This window comes from Tigheibacillus halophilus (assembly GCF_042683165.1).
Lineage (GTDB): Bacteria > Bacillota > Bacilli > Bacillales > Amphibacillaceae > Tigheibacillus > Tigheibacillus halophilus.
Genome location: NZ_JBHUIZ010000015.1, coordinates 42,285 through 58,555 on the forward strand (window position 1 = coordinate 42,285; position 16,271 = coordinate 58,555).

Annotated in this window: 19 protein-coding genes and 1 pseudogene; 17 read left to right on the forward strand and 3 right to left on the reverse strand. The window is 36.6% G+C overall.

Going from position 1 to position 16,271, the window contains the following annotated elements; all coding sequences use genetic code 11:
* Positions 1–2: 2 nt before the first annotated feature.
* Together ACFSMW_RS16150 and ACFSMW_RS16155 are read right to left on the reverse strand one after the other, a co-directional pair.
* Complete coding sequence (locus ACFSMW_RS16150) at positions 3–893, reverse strand: Vgb family protein (RefSeq protein WP_390357328.1); 891 nt, start codon at positions 891–893, stop codon at positions 3–5.
* A 174-nt stretch (positions 894–1,067) separates the two neighbouring features.
* Positions 1,068–1,565, reverse strand: a pseudogene (locus tag ACFSMW_RS16155) (DUF6022 family protein).
* 146 nt (positions 1,566–1,711) lie between these two features.
* Between ACFSMW_RS16155 and ACFSMW_RS16160 the strand changes: the two are divergent.
* From ACFSMW_RS16160 to ACFSMW_RS16170, 3 genes are all read left to right on the forward strand, one after another.
* A complete protein-coding gene (locus ACFSMW_RS16160; RefSeq protein ID WP_390357329.1) occupies positions 1,712–2,395 on the forward strand; it encodes a MerR family DNA-binding transcriptional regulator in 684 nt (227 codons plus the stop codon).
* A gap of 260 nt (positions 2,396–2,655) precedes the next feature.
* The gene (locus ACFSMW_RS16165; RefSeq protein ID WP_390357330.1) at positions 2,656–2,826 is read left to right on the forward strand and encodes a LysR family transcriptional regulator; all 171 of its coding nucleotides are present in this window, start codon (positions 2,656–2,658) and stop codon (positions 2,824–2,826) included.
* A gap of 71 nt (positions 2,827–2,897) precedes the next feature.
* The gene (locus tag ACFSMW_RS16170) at positions 2,898–3,320 is read left to right on the forward strand and encodes a LysR substrate-binding domain-containing protein (RefSeq protein ID WP_390357331.1); all 423 of its coding nucleotides are present in this window, start codon (positions 2,898–2,900) and stop codon (positions 3,318–3,320) included.
* Positions 3,321–3,364: 44 nt separating this feature from the next.
* Here the strand turns inward: ACFSMW_RS16170 and ACFSMW_RS16175 are convergent, their stop codons facing one another.
* On the reverse strand, positions 3,365–4,120 hold the full coding sequence (locus tag ACFSMW_RS16175) for a methyltransferase domain-containing protein (RefSeq protein WP_390357332.1): 756 nt from the start codon (positions 4,118–4,120) through the stop codon (positions 3,365–3,367).
* 398 nt (positions 4,121–4,518) lie between these two features.
* On the opposite strand from ACFSMW_RS16175, the gene ACFSMW_RS16180 reads away from it, so the two are divergent.
* The 14 genes from ACFSMW_RS16180 to ACFSMW_RS16245 all read left to right on the forward strand — a co-directional run bounded on the left by ACFSMW_RS16180 (position 4,519) and on the right by ACFSMW_RS16245 (position 16,107).
* Complete coding sequence (locus ACFSMW_RS16180) at positions 4,519–5,514, forward strand: serine hydrolase domain-containing protein (protein ID WP_390357333.1); 996 nt, start codon at positions 4,519–4,521, stop codon at positions 5,512–5,514.
* A gap of 974 nt (positions 5,515–6,488) precedes the next feature.
* Positions 6,489–6,671: a DUF4190 domain-containing protein gene (locus ACFSMW_RS16185; RefSeq protein WP_390357334.1), complete on the forward strand. Its 183-nt coding sequence runs from the start codon at positions 6,489–6,491 to the stop codon at positions 6,669–6,671.
* Between the two features lie 164 nt (positions 6,672–6,835).
* Complete coding sequence (locus tag ACFSMW_RS16190) at positions 6,836–7,018, forward strand: hypothetical protein (protein WP_390357335.1); 183 nt, start codon at positions 6,836–6,838, stop codon at positions 7,016–7,018.
* 108 nt (positions 7,019–7,126) lie between these two features.
* Complete coding sequence (locus ACFSMW_RS16195) at positions 7,127–7,507, forward strand: hypothetical protein (protein WP_390357336.1); 381 nt, start codon at positions 7,127–7,129, stop codon at positions 7,505–7,507.
* A gap of 429 nt (positions 7,508–7,936) precedes the next feature.
* A complete protein-coding gene (locus ACFSMW_RS16200) occupies positions 7,937–8,482 on the forward strand; it encodes a GNAT family N-acetyltransferase (protein ID WP_390357337.1) in 546 nt (181 codons plus the stop codon).
* A gap of 191 nt (positions 8,483–8,673) precedes the next feature.
* Complete coding sequence (locus ACFSMW_RS16205; protein WP_390357338.1) at positions 8,674–9,126, forward strand: immunoglobulin-like domain-containing protein; 453 nt, start codon at positions 8,674–8,676, stop codon at positions 9,124–9,126.
* 381 nt (positions 9,127–9,507) lie between these two features.
* Positions 9,508–10,359 (forward strand): ATP-binding cassette domain-containing protein, encoded by an 852-nt coding sequence (locus tag ACFSMW_RS16210; protein ID WP_390357339.1) that lies wholly within the window; start codon positions 9,508–9,510, stop codon positions 10,357–10,359.
* Positions 10,356–11,072: an ABC transporter permease gene (locus ACFSMW_RS16215; protein ID WP_390357340.1), complete on the forward strand. Its 717-nt coding sequence runs from the start codon at positions 10,356–10,358 to the stop codon at positions 11,070–11,072. Before ACFSMW_RS16210 ends, ACFSMW_RS16215 begins: the two co-directional genes overlap by 4 nt.
* A gap of 376 nt (positions 11,073–11,448) precedes the next feature.
* The gene (locus tag ACFSMW_RS16220) at positions 11,449–12,201 is read left to right on the forward strand and encodes a MerR family transcriptional regulator (protein WP_390357341.1); all 753 of its coding nucleotides are present in this window, start codon (positions 11,449–11,451) and stop codon (positions 12,199–12,201) included.
* Between the two features lie 22 nt (positions 12,202–12,223).
* Positions 12,224–12,868, forward strand: coding sequence for an ATP-binding cassette domain-containing protein (locus ACFSMW_RS16225; protein ID WP_390357342.1), 645 nt, complete (start codon positions 12,224–12,226; stop codon positions 12,866–12,868).
* Between the two features lie 234 nt (positions 12,869–13,102).
* Positions 13,103–13,420, forward strand: coding sequence for a PadR family transcriptional regulator (locus tag ACFSMW_RS16230; RefSeq protein ID WP_390357343.1), 318 nt, complete (start codon positions 13,103–13,105; stop codon positions 13,418–13,420).
* Positions 13,407–13,976 (forward strand): DUF2812 domain-containing protein, encoded by a 570-nt coding sequence (locus tag ACFSMW_RS16235; protein ID WP_390357344.1) that lies wholly within the window; start codon positions 13,407–13,409, stop codon positions 13,974–13,976. Before ACFSMW_RS16230 ends, ACFSMW_RS16235 begins: the two co-directional genes overlap by 14 nt.
* Positions 13,977–14,227: 251 nt before the next feature.
* Positions 14,228–14,701: a stress protein gene (locus ACFSMW_RS16240; protein ID WP_390357345.1), complete on the forward strand. Its 474-nt coding sequence runs from the start codon at positions 14,228–14,230 to the stop codon at positions 14,699–14,701.
* Between the two features lie 533 nt (positions 14,702–15,234).
* Positions 15,235–16,107 (forward strand): TetR/AcrR family transcriptional regulator, encoded by an 873-nt coding sequence (locus tag ACFSMW_RS16245; protein WP_390357347.1) that lies wholly within the window; start codon positions 15,235–15,237, stop codon positions 16,105–16,107.
* The last annotated feature ends 164 nt before the right edge of the window (positions 16,108–16,271 follow it).

A 16,271-nucleotide genomic window follows, 5' to 3' on the forward strand; every position in this document is an offset into this window, starting at 1 on the left:
TCTTATAATAAACTTAGCCTGCCTATCTTATTGCATTCCTCAGCGAACCAAATGGCACCGTCGGGTCCTAATACAATTCCGTGTGGCTCCGCATTTTGTGTGGGAATTAGATATTCCGTCATTTCACCTTTCATGGTAATCCGTCCAATTTGATTGCTTCCCCACTCGGTGAACCATAAAGCACGATCTGGGCCTGTCACTATTGCGTGTGGGCGAGCATTTTCAGTGGGGATGGTAAATTCACTTATTGTTCCAGTAGGAGTGATCCGTCCGATTTTATTTCCGTTAATTTCAGCGAACCAGAGGGCGTTGTCAGGTCCACTTGTAATACCTACAGGGCAAGAGTCTTTTGTAGGCAAAAGGTAATTCGTTACGTCTCCAGAAATTGTAATTCGTCCAATTTGATTGCTTTGATTCTCCGTAAACCAAATGGCATCATCCGGCCCAGCAGCAATAAAAGAGGGGAAGGAACCTGGATTCGGTAAATCATACTCGATCATTTCACCTGATGGTAAAATCCGTCCTATTCTATTTCCGTTCATTTCCGTAAACCACATGTCGCCATTGTGTCCTTCCGCTATTCCAAAAGGTGCTGAATCCGGGCATGGCAGAACATATTCGATGATTTCACCTGTTGTTGCTTTCAATTTTCCAATTTTATTAGCCTTATTTTCCGTAAACCATACATCACCCTGGAATGTGGAAATTATAGACAGCACACTTGCATCGGGTGTAGGAACAGCGAAATGAGTGACTTCGCTATTAACCGTCATTCGTCCAATTTGATTGGCTTTATGCTGTGTAAACCATAGCGCACCATCATTTCCAGCGGTTATTCCATAAGGACCTGAATCTATGTCAGGCAGTTCAAATTCATTGATTGTTATCATCATGCAGTTCCTCCTTTTCTTTTAAGTATTCGTGAAAAAATAATTGGATTCGTGTCTAAGAAGCTTTTATAAGGCTGAAAAAGTTAGATTCCATAAAAGTTTGTGTCGACGGGTAATTTTCATGAATCTATTTCTTATTAGAAGGCATAATTCTTAAAGGCTAAGTGGTTCATCTTATCAAGACAAGTTCTCTTCTAGTTGAATAATTTTTTTAACGATTTCTTTTCGATTAATTTCTTTTAAAGGCAGTAACCTTGGCGGCGCTGGCAAATTAAAGTCGATATGTGAATGAGATAGCTCAAACAGTAGTGTTCCTATCTTATCTTTATGCTGATTTTCAATCACAATCCAAAAAACACGTTTTTCATGATGAGATGTGCCTCACTTAGCCTTTTCCATTGAATTTCTAAAGTGTAGACACTCTCCAATAACAAAGTCATCTACTTTCGTTTTTTCTGTAGAGCGAAAACCATTTTCTTTTACTAGTTTCCATATTGGTGGAATAAGTTTATCTAAATACATGCCGTATGTTGCATCTTCATATTCCGGGAATAGCTGTTCAAGATCTTTGATATTCCCGTTCAGTACTTTTTTCCACCGTTCTTTTATATAAGTAGACAGCACTTCTCCCAACTCATAGATCGTCATCTGCGGTTGAACATTTACTGTTGTCATATGAATCCCTCCATATTTTTCATCTTACAAATCAAGCTTACAACATTAAAGCCAATTCTAAAGTTTTTAGAAAAATGGCTGTATTTACAATGCTTTATTTGATAAACTTTACACATAAGTACAGTTGTCATATTGGAGTGTACTCATTGAAAAAAATAAGACCTATAGATATTGCTAAAAAGTTAAATATTAGTACAAGCTCTTTAAGAAGTTATGAAGAAAGAGGGATTGTACCGAAACCTGAACGGTCATTTACTGGTTATAGGATATTTACAGAGGAACATGTAGCCTATTTTGAGTGTATTGTAGCTATGTCTCCTGGGTTTGGAATGGAAATAACATCAGCTGTTCTAAAAAAGTTGCAACGAAAAGAACTAGACGCTGCGCTTTGGATAATAAATAAAGCACAAGTAGCTAATTATGAAGACAAAATTATTATTGAACAGGTGAATAATTATCGGGAAAACTTGGCGCATGAAAACTCTATGACTATCGGAGAAGTGTCACTTCAGACCAATATACCAGCATCAACTCTTCGATATTGGGAGAAGGAAGGATATGTTCATTCAAAGAGAGGTGATAATAATTATCGCTATTTTAATTCATATCAGTTTATTAAAATTTTGTTAATGAAGCTTACGCAAAACGCTGTGTATTCACACGAAATTATTCAATTAAAAAAAACTATTAGAAATTTGGAGGAATACGATATTGAAGGGGTAAAAAGCATTGTCGAGGAGTGCCAACAGCATTTAAATAAACGTAATCAAGAACAGTTTCATGGGTTGTATTTTTTGTATCAATTATGTGCAAAGTTAGGATTAAAATAACTAAGAAAATATTAATATAGATAAGCGTCATCAATAATTCATACCTTTATTATTTTAATTTAATATAGTTATAAGTTTTTATTCAAGAAAAGGGCGCAATTGTCGCACAAAATTATGCCGTTATCGGGTCATTTTCTTGAATAACACCAACCAAGTAAAATTGGATACTTATGTTAAAATATTTAAGCCTATTCAATAATTAAGGTATATTAAATGATCTAATCTGATTGAGATTGCAAATTATAAAGGTGGAAAAAAATATGGAAATAGAGCTACTAAAAACATTCCTATTGGCAGCGAAGAAGGAGAATTTTCGAGAAGTTGCGGAAGAAATGATGATGACACAATCGGCTATTACAAAGCAAATTCAAAAACTCGAAAAAGTATTGCATATCCAATTGTTGATCGGGTTCAAAAACGAGTTATTTTAAATGCAAATGGCCATTATTTTTTACCACGGGCACTGCAATTAGTAGAGTTTGAAGAGCAAATAGTCCAAGAAATGAATGCATTTCAAGCCGGATATTCCCAAAAGGTTTCTTTAGGGGTAGCTCCTCAAATTGCAAATTCTACGCATCCCCTTATCATTCAGCGTTTTAAACAACTTCAACCGGATGTAATTACTCAAATTGAAATCTTACCATCAAATGAAATTGGTGAGGCTGTTTTTCGACAACAAATTGATATCGGATTATCAAAGGTTCCTTCACCTAGAGAGCTTCTAACAACGGTGATTGCAAATGAACCTGTTATGATTGTAGGTCCTCAACCATTCATTGCAGAGGAGGTAGAAAAGGGGGAACTGTTTGCGCAAATTCCTCAAATAGATGATGATATTCGATCTGCCACATTCGTTTATACTAAATACGTACATCCTTTATTTGACCAGTTTATACAAGCATGTGTCACTATATATAAAAAATGAACAGCAGCTTAGATATATGGAGAGAGTATCTAAGCTGCTGTTCATTAAGGCTTTTGGGCAATAAAACGAATGCGCCAATAATCTGCAACCCAACCATTTTCTTTATAAAGTTGAGGGAGTAAAATACGCTCACATTCGCTATAAATTGCTTCTTTTTCATCGTTTGTAAGGTTTTTGAACATATTGTTACTGAACATTTCAAGCCAATTACGAATACCATCTTCTCCAACTAAAGGTGTTGGTCGTTCATAATGCTCGATTGTTATCGCATTAAAACCAACATTGATAAGATGCTCTGTCATTTCCTCTTTTGTTGGAAATACCCATGGAAATAAAGTAGTATCGTATGGAATTGATAGACGATCAGAAGCCTCTTTTATAGGATCAATAATAGATTGGATATTATTAGCTCCACCTAATTCAGCCACAAAACGACCATTGGGAAGAAGAACATCATAGCAATTTTGAACAACCTTCTGCTGATTTTTCATCCAGTGAATGGCAGCATTTGAGAACACCGCATGGAATTGAGGGTCAAAAGAAAATTGTTCGCCGTCTTGCACACGAAAATGGATATTAGGATACTTTTCTTTGGCAGATTCAATCATGGATTGTGCAGCGTCAATGCCAGTAACAGTGGCTCCACTTTTTGAAATATCATAAGCTAAATCTCCTGTACCACAACCAACATCTAAAATATGTTCACCCTTTTGTGGATTTAGGAGGGAAACAAGACCTTCACCAAAATTTGAAACAAACTTGTGCTTGTTATCATAAAGTGTCGCATTCCAATTGGTCATTTACACCATCCCCTAAGTGTTGATACATTCAGATTATCATGTCAGATGTAGATTAATCTAATAATTAATTAAGCAATAGTACCTTTTTACTTTAAGATTTTCATCATCAATACGTTTTACCTTCATACTGTAAACATTGTAGACATTGGGCTTGGGTTTGACTACATCATTTTGGGGCTTATCAATAACTATTTCCCATTGCTTTGATTTTTCAACTGATGGCAAATGCTTATGTAAGTAACAATAGTATATAATGTATTTAATTATTTGACTAATAGGAGGGGATCGGATGATCCGTTACATGGTGTGAACAAACTAACTGAATTCCTTTAGAAGGAAAATTACAAAAAAGGAATTCAGGAGGAATTATAATGAATAAAGAAAACAAATTGAATTACTTGAAAGAAGTACAGGCAAAACATCAATTTTCAGGAGCGTATTACGCTCAAAGAGGAAATGGAATTCTAAAGGGGAGTAATGGTTTCGCCAATCGCTCGGAGAAAATCGATAATCAAGTGAATACAAGGTTTGCGATTGCTTCTGGCTGTAAAATATATACGGCAGTAGCTATTTGTATGTTAGTAGAGAATGGAAAGCTTTCTTTTGATTCAAAATTAAAGGACCGCCTTGATACAGCATTTCCTTATTTTGACAATAACATCACTATTCACCACCTGCTGACTCATACATCAGGTGTATATGACTACTTTAATGAAGAGCTAATGAGTGATTTTGAGTTATTATGGAAATCCCACCCAATGTATCATGTTCGTTCTCCAAAAGATTTCTTGCCAATGTTTCAGTATGAAAAAATGCAAGCAAGCATCAATAGTCATTTTGAGTACAACAACACTGGTTATATACTGCTGGGCCTTATTATAGAACATGTGGCTAAGTGTGATTTTGCAGCATTTGTGGAGGAAAACATTTTCCGCAAAGCAGGCATGATGGATTCGGGATACTTTGAGGCAGACCGTTTACCTGAACGGACAGCACTTGGTTATATTGAGGATCCAAAGGGTAGTTGGAAAACAAACATTTACTCCTTGCCCGCAAAAGGCACACCAGATGGGGGCGCTTATACGACGGTTGAAGACAGGAGCAAATTTTGGGAAGCTTTAATGGGGAATCAACTGTTGTCAAAAGAGATGACGCAAATGTTATTAAAACCGCGTGTAGCAGTTGCTGCAGAAGACGATATTTATTATGGCTATGGCGGCTATATGGAATTAAATGCTGATAAAGAGGTAGTTAAATATATTCAAATGGGATATGATCCGGGAGCGAATTTCCGTGAAGTATATTACCCTGATACTGGAACGGTAATTATAGTGTGCTCTAACGAAGAAGAGGGAGCTTACGAACTTCTGAAAGAAATTGAAAGCATCCTTTAAACGAAAAATAATTATAACAAAAGGGATTAACGATTATGTTAGTCCCTTTTTGATGAAACGGAGAAGTAGAAATGGACGATGATAAATTCCGGGAGTTCTTAAAAGTAACGAAAAAATTAAATGAAATTCAAATCACCCCACTATTGATGGGGGCAGTTGGTTTGGAGATTGTCACAGCAAGTAGTTGATAAGAGTGGGTTTTGTATCTGTTAATACATTCATGCAAAAGGATGTGGACGGCAGTCATGTTGCATTTTTGAAGATGAATTATGAATGGTGAAATTAACAGTTTTAAGTGTTTACTATTCTTTCGTTATAGGGCGCAATTACAGGTAAGAGATATCCAATTAGCATTTCCTATGTCGTATCGATATTCCACTTCCTATGTTGTATAATAAGCATAGGATTCGGGGTAATTGAATAATCGTATTCGCAAATAATCATTTTATGGAGGAACATGATGCCTGTAAATAAAAAGCCTTCCTGTAAATGAAGGAAGGCTTTTGTGGATACTCTTAGACCATTATCCATGACATATACACCATAAAACCAGGTAGCCATAGAGAGGCAACAAAAGCAATACTTGCGATTAATTTTTTCTCGTTTTTTTTCATTAGTCCATACATTGACAACAATAAACCGATTATCGAGAGTAGTGTCAAAGTAACCGTAATACCTTTGGGAATTGCAAGGGGTAATAAAAACAGTAAAGACGTTAAGCCAAAAATCAGTGCTGCATAACTAAGTGCACTACATCACATCGTTTCATGAGAAAAATTTCACTCTTTTATGAATTTTCTTGTTATAAATTTCCCTAATATTACCACAAAATTGAGTCTGATTCAAAAGCTTTCGCAGTTGGATCTGGAAGAAAAATCTGCTTCCTGCATGTGGAATCGGGCGCGATGAAGAAACGAGAACCCGCGACTTTTTATGGATAATGAACATTATGGAATAAAATGGAAGGAAATAAAATGACCCATTCTGAGGTTTCAAAAGAAATTGTGACAAATGGAAAAGCAATTGTTTCTTTAGTTCTTGGAATTTGCTCCATCGCGCTAGTATCATCTATGGGATTCGTACTTGCTATTGTAGGATTGTTCCTTGGAATTATTTGTCTGGTGGAAATAAAACATTTGGATCAGGAAGGCAGATAGGTTGCAATATCTGGTATAGTTTGTAACAGTTTCAGTATTTTGCTGCCAATACTCTGTTTTATTTTTTGGAGGCAGTGTTGTTTCTTATATTCAGTGATCGGGTGCATTTGTTGGACTTTATCGTGCCTGAATCGAGTTAGTTTGATTAGTGAGGAGGGTTATAAGTGAAATATATTAACGGGCTGTATCTCTCACTGGTGATAATATATTTTGTTCAATTAGCAAGTATGACTATATTTGATGACAGTTATTCAGGGATAGCAACGTATATTTCATTGGGTGTATTCATAATTGGAACTGCATTTTTTATAAATGCAAAACGGTTAAAAGTTAATGAAAAAGAGTAAGCCCATGTTGCAATACGATCCGAGCGCGATTACTTATAAGTGATGGTGTTCGTATCGTACAGTTATGCCATTGTGGTACTAAAGAGGTACCCAAAAGGGGGAAAGTAGTTGAAATTTAAAATCATTTTGATCCTATTGATTTTTAGTGTTGCTGTGAATTTATTTATCTTGGGGAAGTGGTTACTGGTTGATCAATGGTATGAGCCATCACCTGATGAAAAAACGGTTTTAAGTGAAATGGTTCAAAAAACAATTGAGAGCGAGGATTATAAAAGGATAGCGAATAAAGAAAAAGTGATTGCTATCGATACTGGAATTGATAAGAAGAAAGGCGGCGGTTTCCCATATTATTTTGGTGTGAGCGTCAGAACCGATAAGCAAACCTATATTTTTTCTTGTAGTGACGAACAATGTTCGAAAATGGAAAACGGTGAATGGACATATTCCATATATCAGGACGAAAAACCCCAACTTCCATTTGAAAAATAAAAGCTTACATAGATATTTGATATCGGGCGCAATTGTTTAATAACAATATTCGTTTATCTAGCCAGGTTGTGAAAGAGAGTCTTGTATGGGGAAGATTATTTTATATGGCTTAATTGGAACCGTATTATTTGCTTCCATACCATTAATTGTTAGCTTCATAATAAGGGGGGCAATTGATTTGCGTAATTGGTAAGAAAATTGCCAAAAAGTCATGGCTTGTACGTCTGAATTTCCCCAAAGCACCTGGTGCTGACTTGGCCTAAGGGCAAGTATTTTTAGCTAAGAGTAAGGAAAAGGGATGGTTTGTCTGATTTAAGTATCATTAACCAATGTTTGTTATTCAGCTAACTGGCGCGCTATTAGGCGCACTGATCCGGAAAAGGATTAGATTAAAAGCAGCGTTTGATTAAGGGTTTGGGGGTAGAGGTTTTGTTCGAGCATAAAGTTGATGAAGAGGTTTCTTTGAGGTTGTTCACTAATAATGACAGTGAAGAGTTTTATGCTTTAGTAATGAATTCCAAAGAACATCTTCAAAAATGGCTTACTTGGGTTGCTTCTGTTGAAAGCAAAGACGACACTGATAAAAGTTTAAAGCTGAGAATAGAAAGCTTAGTGGAAAACAATGGATTCCCTATGTGGTTTGCTATTATATTTAAAGATAAACTGGCAGGCACCATTGGCTTTAATGACATTGATAGATCCAATAGTGTTGGGGAGGTAGGATATTTCCTTGGTGAACCCTTTCAACGAAAAGGAATAATGTCTAGAGCATTTAAGGAAATTCTAGATTATGGATTTAAGAATCTTGAACTTAACAGAATGGAGGCCTACGTCGCTGATGGAAATTTGAAAAGTAAGGCTTTGCCAAAGCGTTTTGGATTTCTTGAAGAAGGAAAAATAAGGCAGGCAGAATGGCTATATGACCACTATGAGGATGAAATCATCTATGGGCTTTTGGCAAAGGATTGGAAGTAGCAATGACGGTGTCTTATTAAACAATCGGGTGCTTATCTGGAATAAGGATTAAGATACAATACCAAAGAAACGAGTCATATTGTCGAGGTGACAGGGGGAGAACCTGTTTAAACAAAAAAATATTTCTATTATCTATTATTCTAATAGGATGCCAGGATAGTGGTAGTAACGAAAATTCAGTGCCAGAACACTTGGAAGTTGATAGTAAATATGACCATATAGCAAATAAAGTTATTGAACAGGAAACGAATATTGGAATTTATATCAATAAAAAAAGATATTCTTTACCAATTAACAAATTGAAAACGGTAATACATAACAAAGGAACAAAAACAGCTGTATATGATAACTCAGTTTACCTTGATAAATTACAAGATGGGGGTTGGGTTCAGATACCCTACAAGGATGATTTGGATTTTTATATGGAAGTGCTTGAATTAAAACCTGGAGAAATTTCCAAACAGGAAGTAACTATTGAGAATTTAGATTATGAATTAACAGATGGTGAATATCGTATTAGAAAAAGTATGCAAGTTGGAGCAGAAAAGTTACCGTTGCGGACAAATTTGAAATTGAAAATTGAACCAATGGGAATAAAACTTTTTCAACTAATGCGCTCGATTGCAGAAGATGATAAAACATGATTAAATGAAGGCAAAGTAATGAAAACATTTGAATCAACAATTCACCCCATTAAAGGAGATATAATTGATGCTCCCGGATTTGACTCGTGATGTCATAATGGATATGAGTTGTAAAGGTTACTGTAAATTATAAAACAAACGAATGCCAGTTATCTCTACATCCACTTGTACCGGAATTAGAGGAAATGGTATCAATGAATATATAGACAAACTTGTAGTAATGAATGGCGGATTGTTTCAAAAGAAGCATTATTAAATTTAATGATTTATGTACAATTAGCGGCCACGGTTGTTGAATAAGCCGTTATTTCAATATTACATAAAGGGGTGAGTTTTTTTAATAAAGTAAGCTGCTTAGATCAGAACGGAGTGACTATATTCGTGACCACATTGATTGAAGTGCAAGAATTAACAAAAGCATACCCTGGTTCGACTAGTATATTTTCTAACCTTACCCTGTCTATTAATGAAGGTGAGTCGCTTGCAATACGTGGTGATAATGGTGCAGGGAAAAGTACGTTCCTGAAAATTCTTGCAGAAATTATAACTCCTACATATGGTTTTGTGAAACACATGAAATCGGACATGGTAATCGGCTATGTACCAGAAAAATTTCCTTATAACATTCGTTTTACCGCGAAACAATATCTTTATCATATGGGTCGGATTCAGGGAATTGCAAAAAGCGAATTACATCATCGTACGTCAAACTTGCTTAAACAATTTAATATGAGGGATCAACAGGGAAATGCCATCAATACTTTTTCTAAAGGCATGAAGCAAAAAATTGGGATGATGCAGGCCTTATTGGCAAATCCAGATATCCTTTTACTGGACGAGCCACTTTCGGGACTTGATCTCAGAACGCAAAATGATCTGGAATCCATTTTATATCGGTTAAAAACAAATGGCCTTACGATCATTTTCACTTGCCATGATAAAAAGTTATTAAACAGGATCGCTGACAGGGTAATTACTTTGAATGGTAAACAAGGCCAATTGGAATATATCTCTGCTGAAAAGCCCGCTTTCCATATAATTATTGAAATGGATACGAAGGGTCAAAGTCTTGACTTCTTGATTGGAATAGACGGTATTATAAATAGAGAACGAATGGATCAAGGGGATACAGTACGATTAGAGGTAAATCCGTCTGTCAGTGATTATCTTTTACTAGAACTTATTCAACATGGCATTTCCATTCAATCTTTATATAGGAAGCGTGTCTTATGAAAGCATTAATAAGTTATTATTTTTTAGACTATATGAGATCGTTCCGTTTTGTCCCGCCATTAACTATTTATTTGGTCACCCTCATTGCCAATTACACTTATAAGTCAAATCATATATTGAGTTCTACAGCTGTAACAGCGATATACTTGTTTTTGCTTATGACTTGGTTTACGCTAAGTTTTTTTCATTCGGAAGACCCTAATCAGCAGAATTTGACGATCCTGCATGCGAAAAGCAGAGCGAAAATATTTTTATCCAAATATATTACGATGGGTTTATGTGTTATTGTACTCTCTGCCTGCTCCATAATATATCCCGTGGTTTTTGGCATGTTTGAAGAAAATCTTTCTGTGCCTAAATTAATCATTGGATTTCTTAATCATTTTTTTCTGGGCATTCTATCGGTTTCAATGGCGGCTTTATTTACCAGGAACATAGTCAACAATACAGGCATCGGTTGGCTGGGTGCTTGTTTTGCATTGGTTATCTCCATTGCTTCAGCCGGTTTTAGCAACACTTTGCCGCACATGCTGCGATTTATTGTATGGATTCTGCCTCCTATTCCTTCCTTAATGTCATTAATGGAAAGGAATGATGTTCCATATATTGCTTCGACGGTCGGTTTAGTTTATTTATGGATAGTGGGATATACTGTCGTCTTAGTTCTTATATTTTTCTGGATGCAACAAAAAGGCTATCGTGACCTTTCATGAATTAGCAGTTATTTACTAACCTTCATTTGAAGAACTTCTCAAAGGCTTACGTACAAACAGGCTTGATGATCCCAATCAGCAGCAAACGAAAAAGATGATTACAAACCAGTGGCCGGTGTAGAAAATGCCATCAAACTATTAAACTAATGAAAGATGGACAAAGGATCAGGGAAGCACAGATGGTTATATTGAAATATGATGATGCTCAAGGTCAGTCAGAAATTGATTTTCTGGTTGACCTTATTCTATTACTGATACGCCATATTATTTTTCAATGCCAATGAAATGTGTATGATGAAAAAGAATAAAAAAAGCTAAGGTAACTATTGACTCTCCTCTTGGGGGAGGTTTTAAAGTCATTCATGAGGTGGTTAAAATGTTGTACACGGTAAAGGAAATGTCACAATTGGCCAATGTGACGATCAAGACATTGCATCATTATCATAAGATCGATCTGTTATTGCCCTATAAGGTGAGCGAAGCCGGCTACCGTCTTTATGGAATAAAAGAGCTCGAACGTCTCCAAGAAATCCTGTTTTATCGTGAACTGGATTTTCCACTCAAAAAAATCAAAGAAATGCTGGATGGTCAGCCTGATCGGTTGTCGATCTTGTCGGGGCAGAAAAAGCTGATTCTTGCACGAAAACAAAGGCTGGAACAGCTTATTCAGACACTGGATGAATCGATCATGCACACGCGGAAAGGAGAAGTTATGGACAAAACGGCACTATTTAAAGGATTTGAAAGTGAAGAGGAATGGAAGGAAGCATTATCTGAGCAATATGAGTATCTGAATGAAAAATACGGCTACGATTTACATGTGGAAAAACCAATTGACGTACAATCCATGAACGAATCCGCTATGGAGGCGAAGCGTTTTATGGGCGGGATGGCTCAGTCACTAAAGGATGGATTAAGAGTCGATGATAAAAAAGTACAACAGTTGATTGGTCAGCACCTTGATTTCTTGAATACACACGGTCATAAAACAACGGCTGCAGATTTTGAAAAGCAAACAAGATTCTTTTTGAATGATGATTTTCATCTTAAAATGTTTGAAAGTCAACAGCAAGGTCTTTCCTATTATTTATGTATCGCAGCCGAGACGTTTGCATCTGCTAAGAGATAATCGAGACAGGAAGGGGTACGAAATGAACAAATATCGTTTAGCGTCTTCCGATGCTAAGTTAGCTATTCACATGACAAATTTAACCAAAACATATCGTGGAGGCGTACGTGCGTTAAATGGATTATCTTTCTCTGTAAAAACCGGCACTATTTTTGCACTTCTTGGTCCGAATGGTGCGGGCAAATCAACTGTGGTCAAAATCTTGACCACATTGTCGCGCCCAGATCGTGGGGAAGCCCAGGTAGCAGGTATCGATGTCACGCGTAATGAATCACCAAATTATTCCGCCTTGGCCAAAAGCTTTTTCAGCTGGCAAGGAGTTACAATGTACTTATCAAAGGAAGAAGGATATCAAACATTAAATAATATATCTAAAGTGGCTCCTTCTGGAAGTATGGTTGTGTTTGATTACTTCAGCATTGATGAATTTCATGAGGAAACCACTTCCACAGATTTACTAAAGAAAGAACAAATGATGAACAAATTAGGAGAGCCAATGAAAACAGGCTTTGATCCAACTAGCATGCAACCCAAAATGGCGAAACTGGGATTGGATTTGGTTGAGAATCTAAGCCCGATGGATATTGAAAAACGCTATATGACAGGACTGAATGAGAACTTAAAGGCACATAAAAACGTGTACTTTGCACGAGCTGTAGTTAAATAGGTTTTATTTCATTCATGGTGCGATTGCATAATAACAATTGCATCATTCAGGTTGGATAACCAAATAAGATTATCACAAAAAGTCGATTTCTTTGGGAGTCGGCTTTTTTCCTTGTGTTGAAGTTTTTTCTTTATGTCTTTTGTGATTTTTAAAATGTTATTGACTATTCAGTTGAACTGTATTATGCTGTTATAAAGTTGAACTATATAGTTAGACTGAATAGAGGGTGAGAGTATGAAGCATAAATTATTGCCATTGTCTGAAACCATGCATTATATTTTATTAGCCTTACGTGAGCCGCTTCACGGCTATGCCGTCATGCAGAAGATTGAAAAGATAAGTAATGGCACTGTTATTTTGGCAGCTGGTACACTATACGGCGCGATTGAAAATTTGAGTAAGCAAAGTTGGATTGAACCTGTTGGAAATTCCGGACGAAGAAAAATTTATATGATAACGGCGGAAGGAAACGCTGTTTTGGAAATGGAACGAAAAAGGCTGTTGCACATTTTATCCTTGTACGAGGGGAATGAATCAAATGATGAGGCTTAAAGTATTTTTTAATATTGAAAAGGAAGAGGAGTGGCTGAATGAGCAGTTAGAAAAAGGCTATCTCTGCACAAATATTAGTAGTTTAGGAATATACACTTTCGAAAGAACGAACAAGAGATATGTTGTGCGGCTTGACTATCAAGATTATTTACCTAAGAAAAGGTTCGTGGAATATAAAGGAATATATGAGGATTTCGGTTGGAACTGTGTAAAAGGGACCCGACTTGGTGGAATACAGTATTGGCAAAAAGAAGACGATCATCAAAATGAAATCTTTTCGGATCGCCAATCCAAAGGTAATTACTATAAAAGATTAATGAGTTATTCATGTATGTTAGGGATGATGTGTTTGATTTTTTCTTATTTGCTTTACAAGGATTCAGGGTTATATTTAACGGAAGGTCTGTGGAGTATGAAAGGTGCATTGTTTTGGAAAGCGTTTTTATTTGAAACGCCATTTGTTCTTTTGAGGTCGTTACCTGCATTTATGGTTATTATTTTTGCCAGCAGCTTCTATAAATCTTATCGAAAATATTCCATGTTAAAAGAAAAATAATATGATAGGGTAGTTCTACAAAAGGGCTGGATTGTGGTATACATCTGATCAAATCCGAAGGCTGTAAACAGGCACAATTTTGGAATAAGGAACTACGCTTATTCAGCTATCGGACCAGATTCTAAAATAATAGAATGAAGTATACCTGCTAAAACAGTCAAGATATGATGGATTTTTTCAGTAAAAGTTTTAAATTTGGAAAAAAAAGGAAAGGGTTCTAAGAATCACATTTTACTAGAGGAGGAGATCGAATGAGAAAAGCGAAACAAGCTGTTGTAACCTCAGCATTAGGGTTAGCTGTATTAGCGACGCCATTAGCTCTACCGACTTTAGGGGGTTCTGATGGTACCGCAGAAGCAGCAGAGGTTGGGGGAGATGTAACCGTCGATCCCGTTGCTATTGGACAAGCTATTGCGGATGCTAAAAAAACAGCTGACAATCGAAGTGGCTTTGTCAAGGGAGCAATGGAAAAGGCGTTCTTTGAAGCAGGTCAGCAACACAATGTAATGGTGATGAATCTGAGTCAAGGGTACAATTCCAATCAATTACAAGGAGTACAATACTTTGATACGGTAGAATACGATGGTGTCACCTTTGGAGTTTGGGTGTTTGACGAAGGAACATTTGTTAATGAAGGTGATGGGGGCTATGACAATTGGGCCTTTAGAGGCTGGTTTGAGCGCACGGGAGATGATCAGAAAACGATCGATTTTCATCGTCCATAATGAAAGGCAGAGGTGAAAATAATAGTGGATTTTAGTATTCGAAAGCTTGAACCATTTCATCAAAGCAATTAACGAATCAGCATCGCCTTTTAAATAAGGGACACCTGTTAAGTTGTATCAATAGGTATAACAGTAAATATATGAACCTCCCAAGGAGCCGCGAAGATGCTTATTGGGAGGTTTTTTATTTCATCAAACGGCAACAATCTCGGTATATCCCGGTGAAGCAAAATAATTAACAAAACCAACTGGTCACGATCTGTGTTTTTATTTAGTACATATAAACAAACGCATACCAAGCAAGGGGCACCTGCTTTTTATTAATAATATTCTGCCACGATAATCATAGCTGAAAAACATGTATATCGATTGACAAGAACTAACCGGTCAATTAAAATAAATAGCATTCCTGACTTTTGGGTTCTTTAATGACCAATTAGTCATATCATGAAATCAGGGATGATACGTCAGATGAATAGGTACATACTTGACGCAGAGGGAGGCGATGGAAAATAGATAAAAGAAAAGAAATTATGCTGTCAGCGATACGTCTTTTTTCAGAAAAAGGATATTTCTCCACTTCAGTACAGGAAATTGCTGATAACTGCGCCATTTCAAAGGGAACATTATATAAGTTTTTTGATTCCAAAGAAGATTTATTAATTCAGGTCATTGACCAGAGTCATAAAAAATTGCTGCAAAATGCATTAAATGTCAATTTGGAATCCACGTTATCCCCAAAAGAGAAGCTGATCAAGAAAATGCTGATACAGATGGAGGGTTTTTTGGAGAACAAGCATTTTATCTCGATGTTGCTGCAGACCATTCCGGATCAGCATGACACACAAATCATTCATCTGATCAGACGAATAAAAATGACCATGTTGAATTGGTATAAAGAGTGCTTGACAGAGGCTTATGGAACCAAGGTGAAACCGTATATTTGGGATTTTTCCATCATGTTCCAGGGAGTGGTTCGGGAATATACTTCCTTGTCTTTAAAGGAGAATAAGGATATTGATTTTCATCGCGTTGCATATTTTGTCGTGGAAGCCTTCGAAAGGATGATTGATCATTCAACAGGTTTAACCCCTGTTTTAACATCACGCGAAATGGCAGATTACGAACACTTTGGGTTAGGCATGGAGCCGGCACCTCCTGTTGAGCAGTTCCGTGAATTATTGACAGAACTTCAAAACAAGATACGACAGTCACAAGTGGCTGCACAGACCAGGGAAGAGTTGCTCGCAGCGGTTGCATGTTTGCAGCAAGAAGTGCAGGCACCACATCCGAGGGGATTTTTAATACAATCGTTATTACTGTATTTGAAGAAAATACAAACCTATGAGCCGGTTGTCCGCCGTATAGAGGTGGTTTTACAGGCTGTGTTTACTGAAGAAAAGTGAATGCTTGGCAGCTGCGACTTGTAATCTGCTAATCTCGCAATGAACGTATTGCCAAGAGAGGTCTCCTGCATAGCAATACTTGGGCATGGCATTTGGCAGTATAGGAGATTGGCAAAATGACATGGTATACATGAAAAAATCCTGATGCAGAAATTAAAATGGGC